The organism is Aquimarina hainanensis (assembly GCF_042684685.1).
In the GTDB taxonomy this organism is placed as follows: domain Bacteria; phylum Bacteroidota; class Bacteroidia; order Flavobacteriales; family Flavobacteriaceae; genus Aquimarina; species Aquimarina hainanensis.
Window position 1 is genome coordinate 188,121 of the sequence record NZ_JBHULX010000001.1, and the last position, 16,370, is coordinate 204,490.

The following is a 16,370-nucleotide window of genomic DNA, read 5'->3' on the forward strand; positions in this document are numbered from 1 at the left end:
TTGAAGGACTGTATATTTCGTTTGAAAATTTTAAAAATCAATCGAATATTATGAGAAAACAGTTACTGATTAAGATGTTTTTATTTGTTTTTGCAGGAGTTTTATTCTCGTGTTCTGAAGATGGGGCAGATGGAAAAAACGGTAAGGATGGTATAGACGGTATAGACGGCAAGGATGGAAAAGATGGAAAAGATGGTGAGGATGGAGAAGATGGGGGCTCCTCTACCTATATTGTGCTAAGCGGAGATATTACAGATGATGCTGCGGCAAAAAAACTGGAAGATATTAATGAATATACGGAAGTAATATTAATAAAAAACACCAGTAATCTAACCAGATTGCACATTACAAAAGCAGTTGACTTAGTTCGTCTGGAAATTAACAATAATGAGAAGTTGACCTCTATTGAGATAGAAGGCTTAGAAGAGGTATACGACTATGTGAAAATAAACAAAAACCCATTGTTAGAGCAGGTTAATATGGCGTCTTTATCGTCGGTAGAAAATTTTCTTTTTACGAACAACAAGAAGATAACGGCACTCTCTTTAAACTTAGAAGAAGCATTTGGAACAGTGTACATCGATAATAATGAAAAACTGGAAAGTGCTTCTTTTCCTCGTTTAAAAGGGAACCTGGAAACCAGCATAAGCATTAGTGATAATATGGCGTTAATAGCTATGGAGTTTCCGGAACTTTCTCGAGCGAACTCGATAAGATGTTATGATAATGTTGCGATAGAGCAATTAGATTTTCCAGCGTTGATAACTCTAGAAGATGGGATTCATATTAGTAATCATCAAAGCCTTTTAGGGGTTTCTTTTCCTGTGTTAGAGACTGCTAAGGATTCTTATATTTCCAGAAATAATAATCTAACAGATATAGATTTTTCAAAGCTTCAAACGATAGAACGTTTTGATTTGCAGTATAGTTGGGAAGATGGGGTGATATATGATGTTAATAGTTTAAAATTATCATCGTTAATAGATTTTAAATATATCGATATTTCGTCTAGAGCTAGAGTAAACACTGCAGATATAGATGCTCTTTTTGCGCATTTACTAACAGTTGCTCCTATTATTACAGGAAAATCGATTTCTTTAGCGGGGACTCCTTCTGCACAGGGAGATGTTGATATTCAGTCTTTTATAGATAATGGAAATACTGTCAATATATATAACCCATAAATACGAAAGAAAAGAAGAGATGCTTTTAGGTATCTCTTTTCTTTTTTTATTATCCAAAAAGATAGGCGGCTATATCTTCGATTTTGGCCACTAACTGAATTTCTATTTGGGTATTTTTTAGGGAAATTTTATTGTATTTTGAAACAAAAATGGTAGAAAACCCTAATTTTTCTGCTTCCTGAATACGTTGTTCTACTTTGCTCACAGGTCGAATTTCTCCCGCTAACCCAATTTCAGCAGCAAAACAGTATTCCTTGGGAACAGGAATGTCTTCGTTAGAAGAGAGAATGGCTGCTACAACGGCTAAGTCAATGGCTGGATCGTCCACAGAGATTCCTCCGGTGATATTGAGGAAAACATCTTTGGCTCCAAGCCTGAAACCAGCACGTTTTTCTAGTACTGCCAGGATCATATTTAATCGTTTTACATTATAGCCTGTACTGCTTCGCTGCGGGGTTCCGTATACTGCTGTACTAACAAGTGCCTGTATTTCGATTAATAGGGGACGCATTCCTTCTATTGTGGCAGCAATGGCAGTACCACTTAAGGCTTCTTCTTTTTTGGAGATTAATATTTCGCTAGGGTTTGTTACTTCCCTTAATCCATTTCCGAGCATTTCATAAATACCTAGTTCAGAGGTAGACCCAAATCTGTTTTTTAAAGATCTCAGAATCCGATATACATGATTTCTGTCACCCTCGAATTGAAGGACTGTATCTACCATGTGCTCTAATATTTTAGGTCCTGCGATATGTCCATCTTTGGTGATATGTCCAATAAGGATGACGGGAGTTGCGGTTTCTTTGGCGAATTTGATAAGCTCTGTAGTACATTCTCGTATTTGAGAAATACTACCTGGACTACTTTCTATGTAATCACTGTGAAGTGTTTGTATTGAGTCAATAATCAGGATATCGGGGTTAATTGCTTCTACCTGTCTAAAAATTTGCTGTGTTTTTGTTTCCGTGAGAACCAGGCAATTATCAGTTTTGGCAGTAATACGCTCTGCCCTCATTTTGATCTGTTTCTGACTCTCTTCTCCGGATACATATAATGTTTTGAAAGGAAGCCTGAGGCTGATCTGTAATAATAAGGTGCTTTTTCCTATTCCAGGTTCTCCTCCTAATAGCGTTAAAGACCCGGGAACAAGTCCGCCTCCTAAAACTCTGTTTAACTCAGCATCATTCGTATTGTATCTCGCATCATGAGAAGTATCGATCTCTGAAATCTTTAATGGTTTGGAAGAACGTTTTGTTTTTTTTGCATTTTCAGGGGTTTTCCAGTCATTTTTTTCTGCTTTCTGTACCAGCTCTTCTGCGATAGTATTCCATTCTTTGCAAGAAGAACATTGTCCTTGCCATTTGGAGTATTGAGTTCCGCAATTTTGACAAAAAAAAGTTGTTTTAGTCTTAGCCATAAAAGAATTCTGTTGTGGGTAAAAATACTACTATTTCTTTTTGATACGGTGTTTCCAAATAAAAAGGCTCTATAATTTAGAGCCTTTCTTTAAACTTATCTTGATTTGGTTACCAACCAAAATCTTCCTTAATTTTATTTACTTTTTCCAGCATAAAGTCTTTTGTCAAAAACGCGACTTCACTTTGTAGGAAACCATTTTCGTATGCTCTCATCGCTTTTTTGGGTTCCCCTATTTGTTCGTAATACATCCCTAAATAGTAATTGCCAAGCATAGTATCAGGGTGTTCTTTTCTGGCAAGTTTTCCTAAAGGTTCTAGCTCTTCCCAGTTTTTATTTTTCTCTATAGCTGTTGAGATAGCAATAAAATCATTGATCCGTATTTTTCTTTTGATACCATATAATTCTTCTGTTGTCTTGTATAGATCAGTAAGATATTCATAAGCGGATGTTTCCAGATGTAGAATAACCTCTTTGTATTTCTTTTTGCTGATTGGGCGATACATTTCAAAGATAACTTCTAATGCTCTGGGAATTGCTTTTCCTACCAGTGTGTAGTGAGTGGATTCTTCAAAATTGTCAAAGAAATATTTTACATTGTCATTATCGATTTCTTTGATTTTTTCATCTAAGCCGACAACATTGTTTCTTATTTTTTCTACATCCTGTGTTCCGGTTGCCATATAGAACCAGGTATCTGATGTTCTATTAGACAAGGCAGCTATGATGCGGTCTTTCATGTTAGGTGCCAAATCTGGGCTTAAGTTAATGTATCCGTGGAAGATGGGGTTTTCTTTAAAAAGAAAATAATTGATGAAGTTGGCAGTATGGTCATGCCCAACGATGATTTTTAATTGTGCTGTTCTATATGTTTGATCCAAATAAGGTAATAACTCCTGACCAATAAATTCATAAAACTCGGCGCCTTTGTTTACAGGAAGGAAATCAGCTAAGTCATATCGGGAGTCTTCTTGTCTTGTTTTGTCTTGGTTTATTCCTACTACAATTGATTCAGGCATGTCCTCCCAATAAGAGAAGTAGTCAACATTTCCTACTACAGGCTCAAATAAATAATCACCATCTAATACAATAATAAGCGGATAGATTTTATCTTCGTTCTTTTTATAATTTCTGGGTAGTTGGATTTTTAATTCCCGGGTTTGATCTAATTTTATAGATTTAAACTTTTCATAGATTACCTGGCCATATGAGCTGGCTGTGATAATGAATGCTAGAAGTAGGATAATACTTTTTTTCATGAGTAGACAATTAAGGTTAAGCACGGAGCAAGATAAGAAATTATTTCCCTCGGTTTAATATCGGAAGAAATAAAAAAGATAACGCTCCGGTAATAATATTTATTGCAGTTTGCGATCCCCATAAAATCCACCCAAAAGCTTCGCCAGCAGGTTTATCTACATTAAAAAGCAATAGTACAGAGGATATTGCCAGGGGAAAAGCTCCAATACCTCCATTGGTCGTGGACATTGCTAGAGACCCGGCAACAAAAGTGACCAAAATAGGTCCCAGGGATAAAGAAGCAGTCTCAGGAATTGTGTTTTTTATGACAAAAAACATAGAAACATATAAGACCCATATCAAGAGTGTATGGAAGATAAAAGCAGGTTTTTTTTTGATTTTTGAGATGCTTTTGACACCTTCCATAATACCATTGCCAAAATCTCGTATTTTGATAATCAATTTATTTTCAGACTTTCTGACTAGTCTTAAAAAAATAATCCCGGATAAGATTAGTGCTAATAAGATACCAAGTGTAATAAATGGATTGCTTATTTTGTTGCTTAAAAAATGGACTAAATATGTTGATTGATAAAAGAATGCAATACATATAATTAAAATAAGCATTAGTAAATCAATAACACGTTCAGAAATAATGGTTCCAAAAGCTTTTTTGAAAGGAATGTTTTCGTAAGAAGAAATAATACCTCCTCTTAAGAATTCTCCGGATCTGGGGATTCCCAGATTCGATAAATACCCCGCCATTACCGCCATGAAACTATTGGCTAGTTTTGGGGAATACCCAAGAGGTTCTAGTAAAAATTTCCAGCGATATGCTCTGGATAGGTGAGAGATAATTCCGAAAAACACCGATATAGCAATCCATTTCGGATTTGCTTCAGTAATGTATTGTAGGGTTTTTTGTCTTTCTTCAGGAGAAAGAGAAGAAATAGAATACCAAATTAAAAAAACTCCCAAACCAAGAGGGAGTATGATTTTTAAAAGCTTACTAAGATTTGGCTTCACTATTTATTTTAATAAATTGTTTTCTTCGTTAGGGAATACTAAAGAAGGTTTAAACTTTTTGGCTTCTTCAATATCCATCATGGCATAAGTGATAAGGATTAATACATCTCCCTTGGCAACTTTTCTGGCAGCTGCTCCGTTTAATGTGATTTCTCCACTGTTTCTTGGACCAGGAATAGCATAAGTCTCTAAACGTTCTCCATTGTTGTTGTTTACAATTTGAACTTTTTCTCCTTCTACAATATTCGCAGCATCCATAAGATCTTGATCTATGGTAATACTACCGATATAATTGAGATCCGCTCCGGTAACTTTGACTCTGTGTATTTTTGATTTTACAACGTGTACATACATGTTACAAAGGTAATTTTTTTAATTAAGGGCTATGTTGTCTATAAGTCGTACTTCTCCTGCAAAAGCAGCAATAAAAGCGCGATATTTTGTGTCAGGTTCAATTTTATGTGCCGATTTTAAGTCTTCGACAGAAGCTATCTCGAAATATTCAAGAGATAAAGTATCATTTTTTTCAAATTGTTGTGACACCCATTCTCTTAATGTTATAACATTTTTTATGCCAAAGTCCTTTTTGACAGCCTGAAGTGTGTCGTAAATGAAGGGGGATTCTTTCAACTGTTTTTCCGTAAGTCTTTTGTTTCTTGAGCTTAAGGCAAGTCCGGATGTTTCTCTGTAAATCGGACATCCGATAATATTTACTGACAAATTTTCTATAGCGACGAGCTTTTTTACAATTTGCAGTTGCTGAAAGTCCTTTTCGCCAAAATAAGCATTTGTAGGATTAACGATTGAGAAAAAATGTTTTAAAACAGTTCCTACTCCATTGAAATGATCTAGCCTGTATTTACCTTCCATTTCGTTTTCTAGTCCTCCAAAATCATATTTTGTAGAAATCATAGTATTTCCATAAACCTCTTTCGCTGTTGGAGAAAAAATAATTATGTCAGAAGATACTTCCGATAATAATGCAATATCTGACTGTAAAGTACGAGGATAGAGAGCCAGATCTTCGGAATTGTTAAACTGAGTTGGATTTACAAAAATACTAACAATAACCGTGTCGTTTTCTTCTAAGGCTCTCTTAACCAGTGCTATGTGTCCTTGGTGGAGTGCGCCCATAGTTGGAACAAAACCGATTGTTTTTTGATTCGTATGTAAAATTGCAACATCGGATTCTATATCCCGTCTTTTTACATGTACTTGCATTTGTCTGAATGTTAAAGGCGTGCAAAAATAAGATATTACTAGCAGACTGCATAAATTTTCGTAATTTTGCCAAAAATTTATTCTAGAGGGACAAGAAAATTATCGATTATATGAAAGATAAGAGGATATTGTATGTATCATCAGAAGTAATACCTTACTTACCAGAAACAGAAATCTCATCCATGTCTTTTGAGGCGCCAAGAATGGTAAATAGCAAAGGAGGGCAAACAAGAATCTTTATGCCCCGCTACGGGAACATAAATGAGAGAAGACATCAATTGCATGAAGTGATCCGTTTGTCTGGTATGAATTTAGTAATTAATGATTTAGATATGCCTCTTATTATAAAAGTTGCTTCCATTCCCAAAGAGAGAATGCAGGTGTACTTTATAGATAATGAGGAGTATTTCAAAAGGAAAGCTACATTGACAGATGAAGACGGGAATCTTTTCCCTGATAATGATGAACGTGCTATCTTTTTTGCTAAAGGGGTTATCGAGACAGTCAAGAAACTGAACTGGTCTCCTGATATCATACATGTGCACGGTTGGTTAGCTTCTCTATTGCCGCTATATCTTAGACATTACTACGCAAATGAGCCTTTGTTTACGGAAAGTAAAATTGTAACTTCTGTATATGGTCATGGCTATGAAGGAGCATTAGACAAGAATATGCAGGAAAAAGTAAAGTTTGATGGAATTCCTGAAGAAAAAATCAGTGTGCTGGAAAACCCAACGTACGATAACTTGATGAAAGTTGCGGTGGATAATTCAGATGCAGTGGTTGTAGGATCGGAAGAAATTTCAGAAGAACTAGTGAAGCATTTAGAAACGATTGATCAACCTGTATTAGATTACAAAAGACCGGAAGAGTTTGCTACAGCTTATGAAAGCTTTTATCAAACAGAGGTTTTTGTGTAAGGAACTTTGTTTAAATTATGAATTGGAATAACAGTTTTAAGAAACTAACAACTTTTGTAGTTGTTTTAAGTAGTGTACTTGTATCTTGTGATGACGAATTTAGTACTGTAGGAAGCAATATTATTGGAGATGTCAATTTTAATGATAGTTCCTATACGGCAATTCCGAAGGCATACTCAAAACGTTTTGAAAGAGTGCAGGTCAATAATTTACCTAATAACTTATTAGGAGTTTATGAAGATACATATGGTACATCTACCTATACTGTTTTATCCCAAATGCAACTGGGGACACAGAATCCGACCTTTGGAACAAATGCGGAATTAGATAGTGTCGTATTAACAATTCCATATTTTAGTACAGAAACAGAAAGCACCACCAATGATGAGGGAGAAGTGGAAAAAAAATATCGCTTAGATTCTCTATACGGTACAGATCCTGTAAAGTTATCGGTGTATCAATCTAATTATTTTTTAAGTTCTTTCGAGACAAATGGTTCTCCGGATGACCGAAAGGTGTATTATGCAGATGATATAAAAGCAAATAAGACGTTAATTGAAGGGACTTTATTAGCAGAGCAAGCAGTGTTTTATCCACAAAAAGATGAAGTGATCTTGCGAGTGAAAGATGGAGACGATGAAGGAGATGAATTAGATGTGGTTAGGCAAGCACCAAGACTGAGATTAAAGTTGTCTAAAGAGTATTTTAAAACATTAATCCTGGATAAAGAAGGGATGCCGGAACTCAGTAATTCGAATAATTTTAATAATTATTTTAGAGGAGTTTATTTCAAGGTAGCACCGATTAATGGCAAAGGTTCATTGCTTCAATTTAATATTAATCAGGCAGATATCACATTGTATTATACATACGACAAGGAGCAGACTACTAACGGAGAAACGACAACAGTACAAGAAGATAAAGAGTTTAAGCTTAATTTTGGTAATAGCGGAATAATACTTAATGGAATAGAGAATGATTTTACTGAAGGGATATTGGTTGGAGAAAGTGTTGTAGACGGTCTTATTGATGGAGAGGATAATTTATTCCTAAAAGGGGGGCAAGGATCTTATGGGATTCTGGAGTTCTTTACGGGGATTGCTAAAGATGCAGAAGGGAATGAGATTACAAACGGAGAAGGAGAGCCTATGACAGAGTTAGAGTATCTCAAGGAGCAGGAGTGGTTGATTAATGAAGCGAATATTAAGTTGTATATTAATCAAGATAAGATAAACTCTGGAGAAGCAGAGCCGGAACGGGTATTTGTGTTTGATGCTGATACAGGAGCAGTTCTGGTTGATTATATTGCCGACAGAACCAATAATGATAATAATCCGGTAAACTCAAGGATTAGTCATTTGGGAAGAATTACCAGAGATACTGACGATAAAGGAGAATACTATAAAATAAGAATAACACAACATATTATCAATCTCTTAAATGGAGATACAGAAAACATTAAGTTAGGAATATCTGTGTCACAAAATGTGAATGAACGTTCAATACGAGACGCTTCTGTTACCCCTACATCCCCAGAAGATCAAAAAGATATTGTACCGTCGTCATCACTGATTTCTCACGAAGGAACAGTGTTGTACGGATATGGAGAAAATGTGCCAGATGATAAACAATTAAAACTGGAAATTTTTTATACAGCAGCAAAAACGAACTAATCAAATATAACTTAAAACTATGTGTGGAATTGTAGGGTATATTGGATACCGTGATGCGTATCCAATAGTATTAAAGGGCTTAAAGCGATTAGAATATCGCGGTTATGACTCTGCAGGAATTGCACTTTATGATGGGGAAGACATTCGATTGTCTAAAACCAAAGGTAAAGTTGCTGATCTAGAAGAAAAACTAGAGAAAGAAATATCAACTTCAGGAAGTATAGGGCTTGGTCATACACGATGGGCTACTCATGGAGTTCCTAATGATGTTAACTCACACCCTCATTATTCTAATTCTGGTGATCTGGTAATCATCCATAATGGAATAATAGAGAATTATGAGTCGCTTAGGAAGGAGCTGATAAATAGAGGGTATTCATTTACTTCAGATACGGATACAGAGGTATTGGTGAACCTGATAGAAGATGTAAAGAAAAATGAAGATGTTAAGCTTGGAAAAGCAGTTCAGATAGCTTTGAATCAGACAGTAGGAGCGTATGCAATTGCTGTTTTTGATAAGAAGAAACCAAACGAAATTGTAGTGGCTCGATTAGGAAGCCCTCTGGCAATAGGTGTCGGAGAAGGAGAATTTTTTATCGCTTCAGATGCTTCTCCATTTATTGAGTATACGAACAATGCTATTTATCTGGAAGATGGAGAAATGGCGGTGGTAAATAAGAAGAAGGATATTAAAATCAGAAAGATTAATGATGATAGTATCGTAGCTCCTTATTTACAGGAATTAAAAATAAACCTTGAGCAGATAGAAAAAGGAGGTTATGACCATTTTATGCTTAAGGAAATTTACGAGCAGCCTAATGCAATATTAGATACCTATAGAGGTAGGATGAGAGTTGCAGAAGGAATCATAAAAATGGCAGGGATTGATGATAATCTGGCTAAATTATTAAATGCAAAACGAATTATCATTGTTGCTTGTGGTACTTCCTGGCATGCCGGTTTGGTGGCAGAATATATTTTTGAAGAGCTCGTTCGTATTCCTGTAGAAGTAGAATATGCATCTGAGTTTAGGTATAGAAACCCTGTTATTCATCAGGATGATGTGGTGATTGCTATTTCTCAAAGTGGAGAAACGGCAGATACCATGGCGGCAATAAAATTAGCAAAGGAAAGAGGAGCATTCGTATTTGGAGTGTGTAATGTAGTAGGATCTTCTATTTCTAGAGAGACTCATGCAGGAGCTTATACACATGCAGGACCTGAGATAGGAGTTGCTTCTACCAAAGCATTTACTACTCAGATTACAGTGTTGTCTCTTATTGCGCTTAAATTAGCAGAGAGAAAAGGAACAATTTCTAATGGGGATTTCCATTTCTATCTTCAGGAATTAGAACGTATCCCTGAAAAAGTAGAAGAATCCTTAAAGTCTAATGAGCATATTAAGTTTATAGCTGATACATATAAAGAAGCGAAAAACTGCTTGTATCTGGGAAGAGGATATAATTTCCCGGTTGCATTAGAAGGAGCACTCAAATTAAAAGAAATCTCTTATATACATGCAGAAGGGTATCCTGCAGCAGAAATGAAGCACGGACCAATTGCTCTTATAGATGAGCATATGCCAGTAGTGGTAATTGCTACCCGAAAAGGACATTACGATAAAGTCGTAAGTAATATTCAGGAAATCAAATCCAGAAAAGGGAAGATTATAGCCATTGTTACCAAAGGAGATGATACGGTGAGTAATCTTGCGGATCACGTTATAGAGGTGCCGGAAACAGAAGAGTTTTTAACTCCGTTGTTGACGACCATACCGCTACAGTTATTATCGTATCACATAGCGGTAATGTTAGGGAAAAATGTTGATCAACCGAGAAACCTGGCGAAGTCAGTAACAGTAGAATAATAACATTTTTTATTATAAAAATAAGAACCTGTGATTAATTTTTAGTCACAGGTTTTTTTGTAAGAAAACACGTAGTTGAGGGGTGAGAGCCATATTTTTAGAATGCTTTTTAGAAAGGATATAAAAAACAAAATAAAAGAGGTTATTTTATCATTTTAAAAAACTATATTTGCACCCTGAAAACGACTTGTACTTAATTTAATAACATGAAAGTCGTTTTTTAAGTAGAAAAATACTAAACATTAAATAGTTATATAATGTCTCAAGTTACGGGTAAAGTATCACAAATTGTAGGTCCGGTAATCGATGTAGAATTCGCTGCCGGTACTGAATTACCAAAAATTTACGATTCGTTAGAAATAAATAAGACTGATGGAAGCAAGCTGGTATTAGAAATCCAGTCTCATATTGGAGAAGATACTGTGCGTACCATTGCGATGGATTCCAGTGATGGATTAAGTAGAGGAATGGAAGTGGTTGCGACAGGAGCACCGATCCAAATGCCAATAGGAGGAGATGTATATGGACGTTTATTTAATGTAATTGGAGATGCAATCGATGGATTAGGAGATTTGCCTAAAGAAGGAGAAAGCGGATTGCCTATTCACCGAGCTGCGCCAAAATTTGAAGATTTATCAACTTCTACAGAAGTTTTATTTACAGGGATCAAAGTAATCGACCTTATCGAGCCTTATGCAAAAGGAGGTAAGATTGGATTATTTGGAGGTGCCGGAGTAGGAAAAACAGTATTGATTCAGGAGTTGATTAACAATATTGCAAAAGGACACGGAGGACTTTCTGTATTCGCAGGAGTAGGAGAAAGAACTCGTGAAGGAAATGACCTTCTTCGTGAGATGTTAGAATCAGGAATTATCAAATACGGTGATGACTTCTTACACTCTATGGAAGAAGGAGGATGGGATTTGTCCAAAGTAGATAAAGAAGCGATGAAAGATTCTAAAGCTACTTTCGTATTCGGACAGATGAACGAACCACCAGGAGCTCGTGCTCGTGTTGCACTTTCAGGTCTTACTATTGCAGAATATTTCCGTGATGGAGCAGGAGACGGACAAGGAAAAGACGTACTTTTCTTCGTAGATAACATCTTCCGTTTTACACAAGCAGGTTCTGAGGTGTCAGCTCTATTAGGACGTATGCCTTCTGCGGTAGGATATCAGCCAACATTAGCTACTGAGATGGGGGCGATGCAGGAGCGTATTACTTCTACTAAGAAAGGGTCTATTACATCTGTACAGGCAGTATATGTACCTGCGGATGACTTGACGGATCCAGCACCGGCAACAACCTTTGCTCACCTGGATGCGACAACTGTATTGTCTCGTAAGATTGCTGAGCTTGGTATTTACCCAGCGGTAGATCCGTTAGATTCTACATCAAGGATTCTTACAGCAGACATTTTAGGAGATGATCACTATAATTGTGCGCAGCGTGTAAAAGAGTTGTTACAACGTTATAAAGAATTACAGGATATTATTGCCATCCTTGGAATGGAAGAACTTTCTGAAGAAGATAAATTAGCAGTAGCACGTGCAAGACGTGTACAACGTTTCTTATCTCAACCTTTCCATGTAGCAGAGCAGTTTACAGGAATTCCTGGAGTATTGGTAGATATTAAAGAAACCATTAAAGGATTTAATATGATCATGGATGGTGAACTAGATCACTTACCTGAAGCAGCATTTAACCTGAAAGGTTCTATCGAAGAAGCTATAGAAGCTGGAGAAAAAATGTTAGCAGAAGCTTAATACCATTTATATATGTATTTAGAAATTGTAAGCCCGGAAGCTGTATTATTCTCATCAGAAGTTGATTCTGTTGTAGTGCCTGGTCTAAATGGAGAATTTCAAATGTTGAGTAATCACGCACCTGTTGTTTCTATTTTAGTCGAAGGAACAGTACAGATTCATACTCATACAAAGCAACATTTAGAATTAAGTGAGCTTTCAGGGAAATTAGTTCCTCATGCAGATGATGATAAGATTTTAACTTTAGCAATCAAATCTGGAACACTAGAAATGAAAGATAATAAAGTAATTGTTTTAGCAGATTAAGCTAATAATTCTTTATCTATAGATATAAAAAGCCTCAAAGCGGTATGCCGCTTTGAGGCTTTTCTTTTATATGTATACTGGTATCTTTTCTAAAAATATAGAAGCATCCAAATATAGAGATGAAGGCTGTTAATATAGAGAATAATGTGCCTATGGATACACTTTTTGCCGTGTCTAATGAAAGGATAACTGAGGCTTGATAAAATATAAGTTCTCTAACACCTATTCCCGAAAAAGAAAAGACAGAAAGGATCGAAGAAACTAAAAAAATAAGAATGTAATGAATATAATTGTCGGGGATGGACATGCTTTTGGCAATAAAATAAATGCTTAAGCACTGAAATAGCTGAACAAAAACAGAAAACAACAGTGTTTTTGTATAGTAGCTTTTAAACGATGGGAACAAGTAATATGTGAGCAGGTATCCAGCGGATATCATTAATGGAAGACAGCCTATAGTAAGTCCTTTTAACAAGAAGCTGGAGCTCTTAAAAACAGGAGTGAAAACAGATATTATTACAATTAAGATAAGAAGACCTCCTAAACCGATACAACGATCAAAAAGAATGCATGAAGTAACTTTTTTTACTGACCATTGTAGTTTTTTTTGTAGTAAATATACTTTATAAGCATCTCCTCCAATCCCTCCTGGAATAAAGAAGTTATAAAACATACCGACGAGATATAACTGATAATTACTTTTAGGAGATAAATAGAAAGAAATTGATTTAAAAATTTCTAGTAACCTGTTTGCAGAAATCCATTGGGAAATAATAAAGCTCAGCAACCCAATCAACAAAAAGGAAAGATTTGATTTTCTAAGGATTTCTATTGTTTCGTAAAAAGAGATCTTAGAAAAAACAAAGTATAGGAATACAATAGTGATAACTAGTTTAAGAAACGTGTAAGCTAGGTTCTTTTGTTTTTTCAAATGTGATTGTTTTTCTTATTTTATAAGGTGTTTTTTCTTGAGATTCATAGTATGTTCTCATAAGAAGATCCGTGACAATACCAATGGTAAAAAATTGAATTCCCACGAGAATTAATAATGTTCCCAAAAGTAATAAAGGTCTGTTTCCTATATCACTCCCCAATAGTTTAATCAGAAGGAGGTATACGTTAATGAAGAGTCCTGAACAGAATAATATCATACCTATATTCCCGAATAGATACAATGGTTTTTGAAGGTATTTTTTTTGAAAAATAATAAGCAATAAGTCATTGATAACTTTAAAAGTCCTTCCTAAACCATATTTTGATGCTCCATATTTTCTGGCATGATGCTTTACAGGAACTTCTGTTATTCGGGCGCCATCCATATGTGCATTTAAGGCAATAAACCTGTGAAGTTCCCCATATAAAGGAATACTTTTAGCAGTTTCAGCAGTCATAACCTTTAGTGCACAACCGGCATCTGTAATATGAAGATTTGTACTTTTTCGTATAATATAATTAGCAATCTTAGAAGGGAGTGTTCGGATAAAGGTATCTTTTCTTTTTTGTCTGATTCCTGTAACTAAATCCCACTGCTCGTGAATGGCAATATTGAGCATCATTTTAATGTCAGAAGGATCATTTTGTAAATCTCCGTCTAGGGTAATAATATAACTGCCTTTAGCTTGTGCAATTCCAGCTGCTAAAGCAGAACTCTGACCGTAATTTCTTTTTAATTCAATGAGGACAATGTCAGGGTTATTCAGTAGTATAATTTCTTTTTTGGTATTGTCAGTGGAGCCATCATCTATAAAAATGATTTCATAACGATATCCTTGAAGCGAGGTGGTAATAGCTTCGGTTAATAAGTGAACATTTCCTTCTTCATTATAAACAGGAATTATCAAAGATAAAAAAGGTGAAAGATACATTGTATGTATTTTTTAGAGACTAAATGTATATGTTTAATGTCAAGTTAATATTCAATTAAGGATAATAAATTGATAAGGTATCTTTTATTGATTATGAAATTGTTAAGGGGGGGATTATGTGTTTTTTTCTATAACTGTTCTTTTACTTTTGTCAGTATTTGTTATGGTGTAAAATTGTATGTATGGAGACCCTTGTTTTAAAAAAGGATTATATAGTACTGTATGTTTTATTAGGGATAGTATACTTATCAGGGATGTATTTGCCACTTATGGAGAATGATTCTGCTCAGCACGCAGTAATGGCAATGCGAATGTTCTTAGAGAATGATTTTCTTCATCTGTATAAAGGTGATGCATTGTATTTGGATAAACCACATATGCATTTCTGGTTGGCCGCTATATCGTTTAAAATTTTTGGAATTTCGCATTGGGCATATCGGTTACCTGCTATATTCTTTACGATAATAGGGGCAATCTCTTGTAATCGGTTAAGCAAAATATTTTATGGTAATGAAGCAGCTCATATTGCTTCGTTAGTATTTCTTTCTTCTCAGGCGATTGTCTTGGCAAATCACGACGTAAGAACAGATGCTGTATTGACAGGAGCTACTATTTTTGCTGTTTGGCAACTGGTATTGTTTGTTAATAAAGTGCAATTGGTGCATGGTATATTGGGGGGGATAGGATTGGGAATTGCTTTTTCATCAAAGGGACAATTAGCTGTTTTTGTTGCAGGGATCTGTGTCTTAAGTCATATTTTTTATACCAGAAAGTGGAACGTTATAGTTCAGTGGAAGACGATTGTAAGTGCCCTTTTTTTTGTAATTGCAATAAGCCCTGTTTTGTATGCGTATTATATTCAGTTTGATCTTCATCCAGAGAACGTTGTTAATGGAAAAACCAATGTTTCGGGATTGCGTTTTATTTTATGGGATCAAAGTGTGCATAGGTTAACCGCTAATGGATTTAAAGAAACAAGTCCGGATTATTTTTTCTTTTTTCACACCCTTTTATGGGCATTTTTGCCTTGGTCATTGATTGCTTACATAGCTTTGTATCAAAGATGTAAGCAGCTTGTAAGAATCCGGTTTAGGTATGAGAGAAATACGGAAATGCTTACTTCGATAGGAGTTCTTGTAGTATTGATTGTTATTAGCTTTTCAAAATTCAAACTACCACACTATTTGAACAGTCTTCTTCCAATACTGTCAGTACTGGTCGCAGGATTTTTATTAGACCTGTACAATAAACATCGAAGAAAACTAATCAATGGTTTACTTTTTTTTCAGATAGGAGTGTTGATATTAGGAAGTGTGTTGTTACTCTTTTTAATCTTTTGGATATTTCCAATACCCCATGTAGGATTGATGTTGTGTTATTTATTACTAATTGTAGGGGGGATCATTATTATGACAATCTCCATTAATAAAATGAGGAAACTGATTGTTGTTTCAGTCTATTTTATGATCTTGATTAACTTTTGTCTGAATACTCAGTTTTATCCAAATTTGTTATTGTATCAGGCAGGAAATAATGCCGCAAAAATTATTGATCGTGAAAAAATCAACCCTGAGAAAGTGTTTATGGGGGAAGGACGCCCCAGTTGGTCATTAGACTTTTATACACAGAGGATTACTCCTGGAATATCACTGAAAAGAATAAAAAACACATTGCATCATCACGATTGGTTATTTGTATATCAGCATCAATTAAATGAATTAAAAGAACAGCAGTTGGTTTGGGATAAAAAATATGAAATTAATCATCATCGAATAACGAGGTTGACCAAGAAGTTTTTAAATCCAAATACGAGACATACTGTTTTAGAAAAGGCATTCTTACTTCGGATTAAAAAAGAATAAGGGTGCAGGTATATTGTCTTTTTGC

General features: G+C 35.3%; 14 protein-coding genes. 7 read left to right on the plus strand and 7 right to left on the minus strand.

The features are described from left to right. Positions 1–50 precede the first annotated feature (50 nt). Entirely contained in the window at positions 51–1,184 is a 1,134-nt protein-coding gene (locus ACFSTE_RS00850) for a hypothetical protein (protein WP_378257963.1), read from the plus strand. Between the two features lie 49 nt (positions 1,185–1,233). Here the strand turns inward: ACFSTE_RS00850 and radA are convergent, their stop codons facing one another. From radA to panC, 5 genes are all read right to left on the minus strand, one after another. After that, positions 1,234–2,601: a DNA repair protein RadA gene (gene radA, locus ACFSTE_RS00855; RefSeq protein WP_378257965.1), complete on the minus strand. Its 1,368-nt coding sequence runs from the start codon at positions 2,599–2,601 to the stop codon at positions 1,234–1,236. Between the two features lie 109 nt (positions 2,602–2,710). Beyond that, the gene (locus ACFSTE_RS00860) at positions 2,711–3,859 is read right to left on the minus strand and encodes an alpha/beta hydrolase (protein ID WP_176028025.1); all 1,149 of its coding nucleotides are present in this window, start codon (positions 3,857–3,859) and stop codon (positions 2,711–2,713) included. Positions 3,860–3,899: 40 nt separating this feature from the next. Then, positions 3,900–4,865 carry a lysylphosphatidylglycerol synthase transmembrane domain-containing protein gene (locus tag ACFSTE_RS00865; RefSeq protein WP_378257967.1) on the minus strand — a complete coding sequence of 322 codons (966 nt, stop codon included), beginning with the start codon at positions 4,863–4,865 and terminating at the stop codon, positions 3,900–3,902. Positions 4,866–4,868: 3 nt separating this feature from the next. Further along, positions 4,869–5,219: an aspartate 1-decarboxylase gene (gene panD / locus ACFSTE_RS00870; RefSeq protein WP_176028023.1), complete on the minus strand. Its 351-nt coding sequence runs from the start codon at positions 5,217–5,219 to the stop codon at positions 4,869–4,871. Positions 5,220–5,237: 18 nt separating this feature from the next. Then, the gene (panC, locus tag ACFSTE_RS00875; RefSeq protein WP_378257969.1) at positions 5,238–6,086 is read right to left on the minus strand and encodes a pantoate--beta-alanine ligase; all 849 of its coding nucleotides are present in this window, start codon (positions 6,084–6,086) and stop codon (positions 5,238–5,240) included. A gap of 110 nt (positions 6,087–6,196) precedes the next feature. Here panC and ACFSTE_RS00880 point away from each other — a divergent pair, with 110 nt between their 5' ends. The 5 genes from ACFSTE_RS00880 to ACFSTE_RS00900 all read left to right on the plus strand — a co-directional run bounded on the left by ACFSTE_RS00880 (position 6,197) and on the right by ACFSTE_RS00900 (position 12,618). Beyond that, complete coding sequence (locus ACFSTE_RS00880; protein WP_176028021.1) at positions 6,197–7,006, plus strand: glycogen/starch synthase; 810 nt, start codon at positions 6,197–6,199, stop codon at positions 7,004–7,006. Positions 7,007–7,023: 17 nt separating this feature from the next. Next, entirely contained in the window at positions 7,024–8,679 is a 1,656-nt protein-coding gene (locus ACFSTE_RS00885; RefSeq protein WP_378257971.1) for a DUF4270 domain-containing protein, read from the plus strand. Between the two features lie 19 nt (positions 8,680–8,698). Further along, the gene (gene glmS, locus ACFSTE_RS00890) at positions 8,699–10,546 is read left to right on the plus strand and encodes a glutamine--fructose-6-phosphate transaminase (isomerizing) (protein WP_176028019.1); all 1,848 of its coding nucleotides are present in this window, start codon (positions 8,699–8,701) and stop codon (positions 10,544–10,546) included. A gap of 257 nt (positions 10,547–10,803) precedes the next feature. Further along, on the plus strand, positions 10,804–12,312 hold the full coding sequence (gene atpD / locus ACFSTE_RS00895; protein ID WP_176028018.1) for a F0F1 ATP synthase subunit beta: 1,509 nt from the start codon (positions 10,804–10,806) through the stop codon (positions 12,310–12,312). 12 nt (positions 12,313–12,324) lie between these two features. Next, a complete protein-coding gene (locus tag ACFSTE_RS00900) occupies positions 12,325–12,618 on the plus strand; it encodes a F0F1 ATP synthase subunit epsilon (RefSeq protein WP_176028017.1) in 294 nt (97 codons plus the stop codon). A 34-nt stretch (positions 12,619–12,652) separates the two neighbouring features. Here the strand turns inward: ACFSTE_RS00900 and ACFSTE_RS00905 are convergent, their stop codons facing one another. Both ACFSTE_RS00905 and ACFSTE_RS00910 read right to left on the minus strand, forming a co-directional pair. After that, positions 12,653–13,549, minus strand: coding sequence for a lysylphosphatidylglycerol synthase transmembrane domain-containing protein (locus tag ACFSTE_RS00905; RefSeq protein WP_176028016.1), 897 nt, complete (start codon positions 13,547–13,549; stop codon positions 12,653–12,655). Then, positions 13,512–14,483 carry a glycosyltransferase family 2 protein gene (locus ACFSTE_RS00910; RefSeq protein WP_176028015.1) on the minus strand — a complete coding sequence of 324 codons (972 nt, stop codon included), beginning with the start codon at positions 14,481–14,483 and terminating at the stop codon, positions 13,512–13,514. The genes ACFSTE_RS00905 and ACFSTE_RS00910 overlap by 38 nt, the downstream gene beginning before the upstream one ends. Before the next feature lie 182 nt (positions 14,484–14,665). On the opposite strand from ACFSTE_RS00910, the gene ACFSTE_RS00915 reads away from it, so the two are divergent. Beyond that, a complete protein-coding gene (locus ACFSTE_RS00915) occupies positions 14,666–16,345 on the plus strand; it encodes an ArnT family glycosyltransferase (protein ID WP_378257975.1) in 1,680 nt (559 codons plus the stop codon). Positions 16,346–16,370 lie beyond the last annotated feature (25 nt).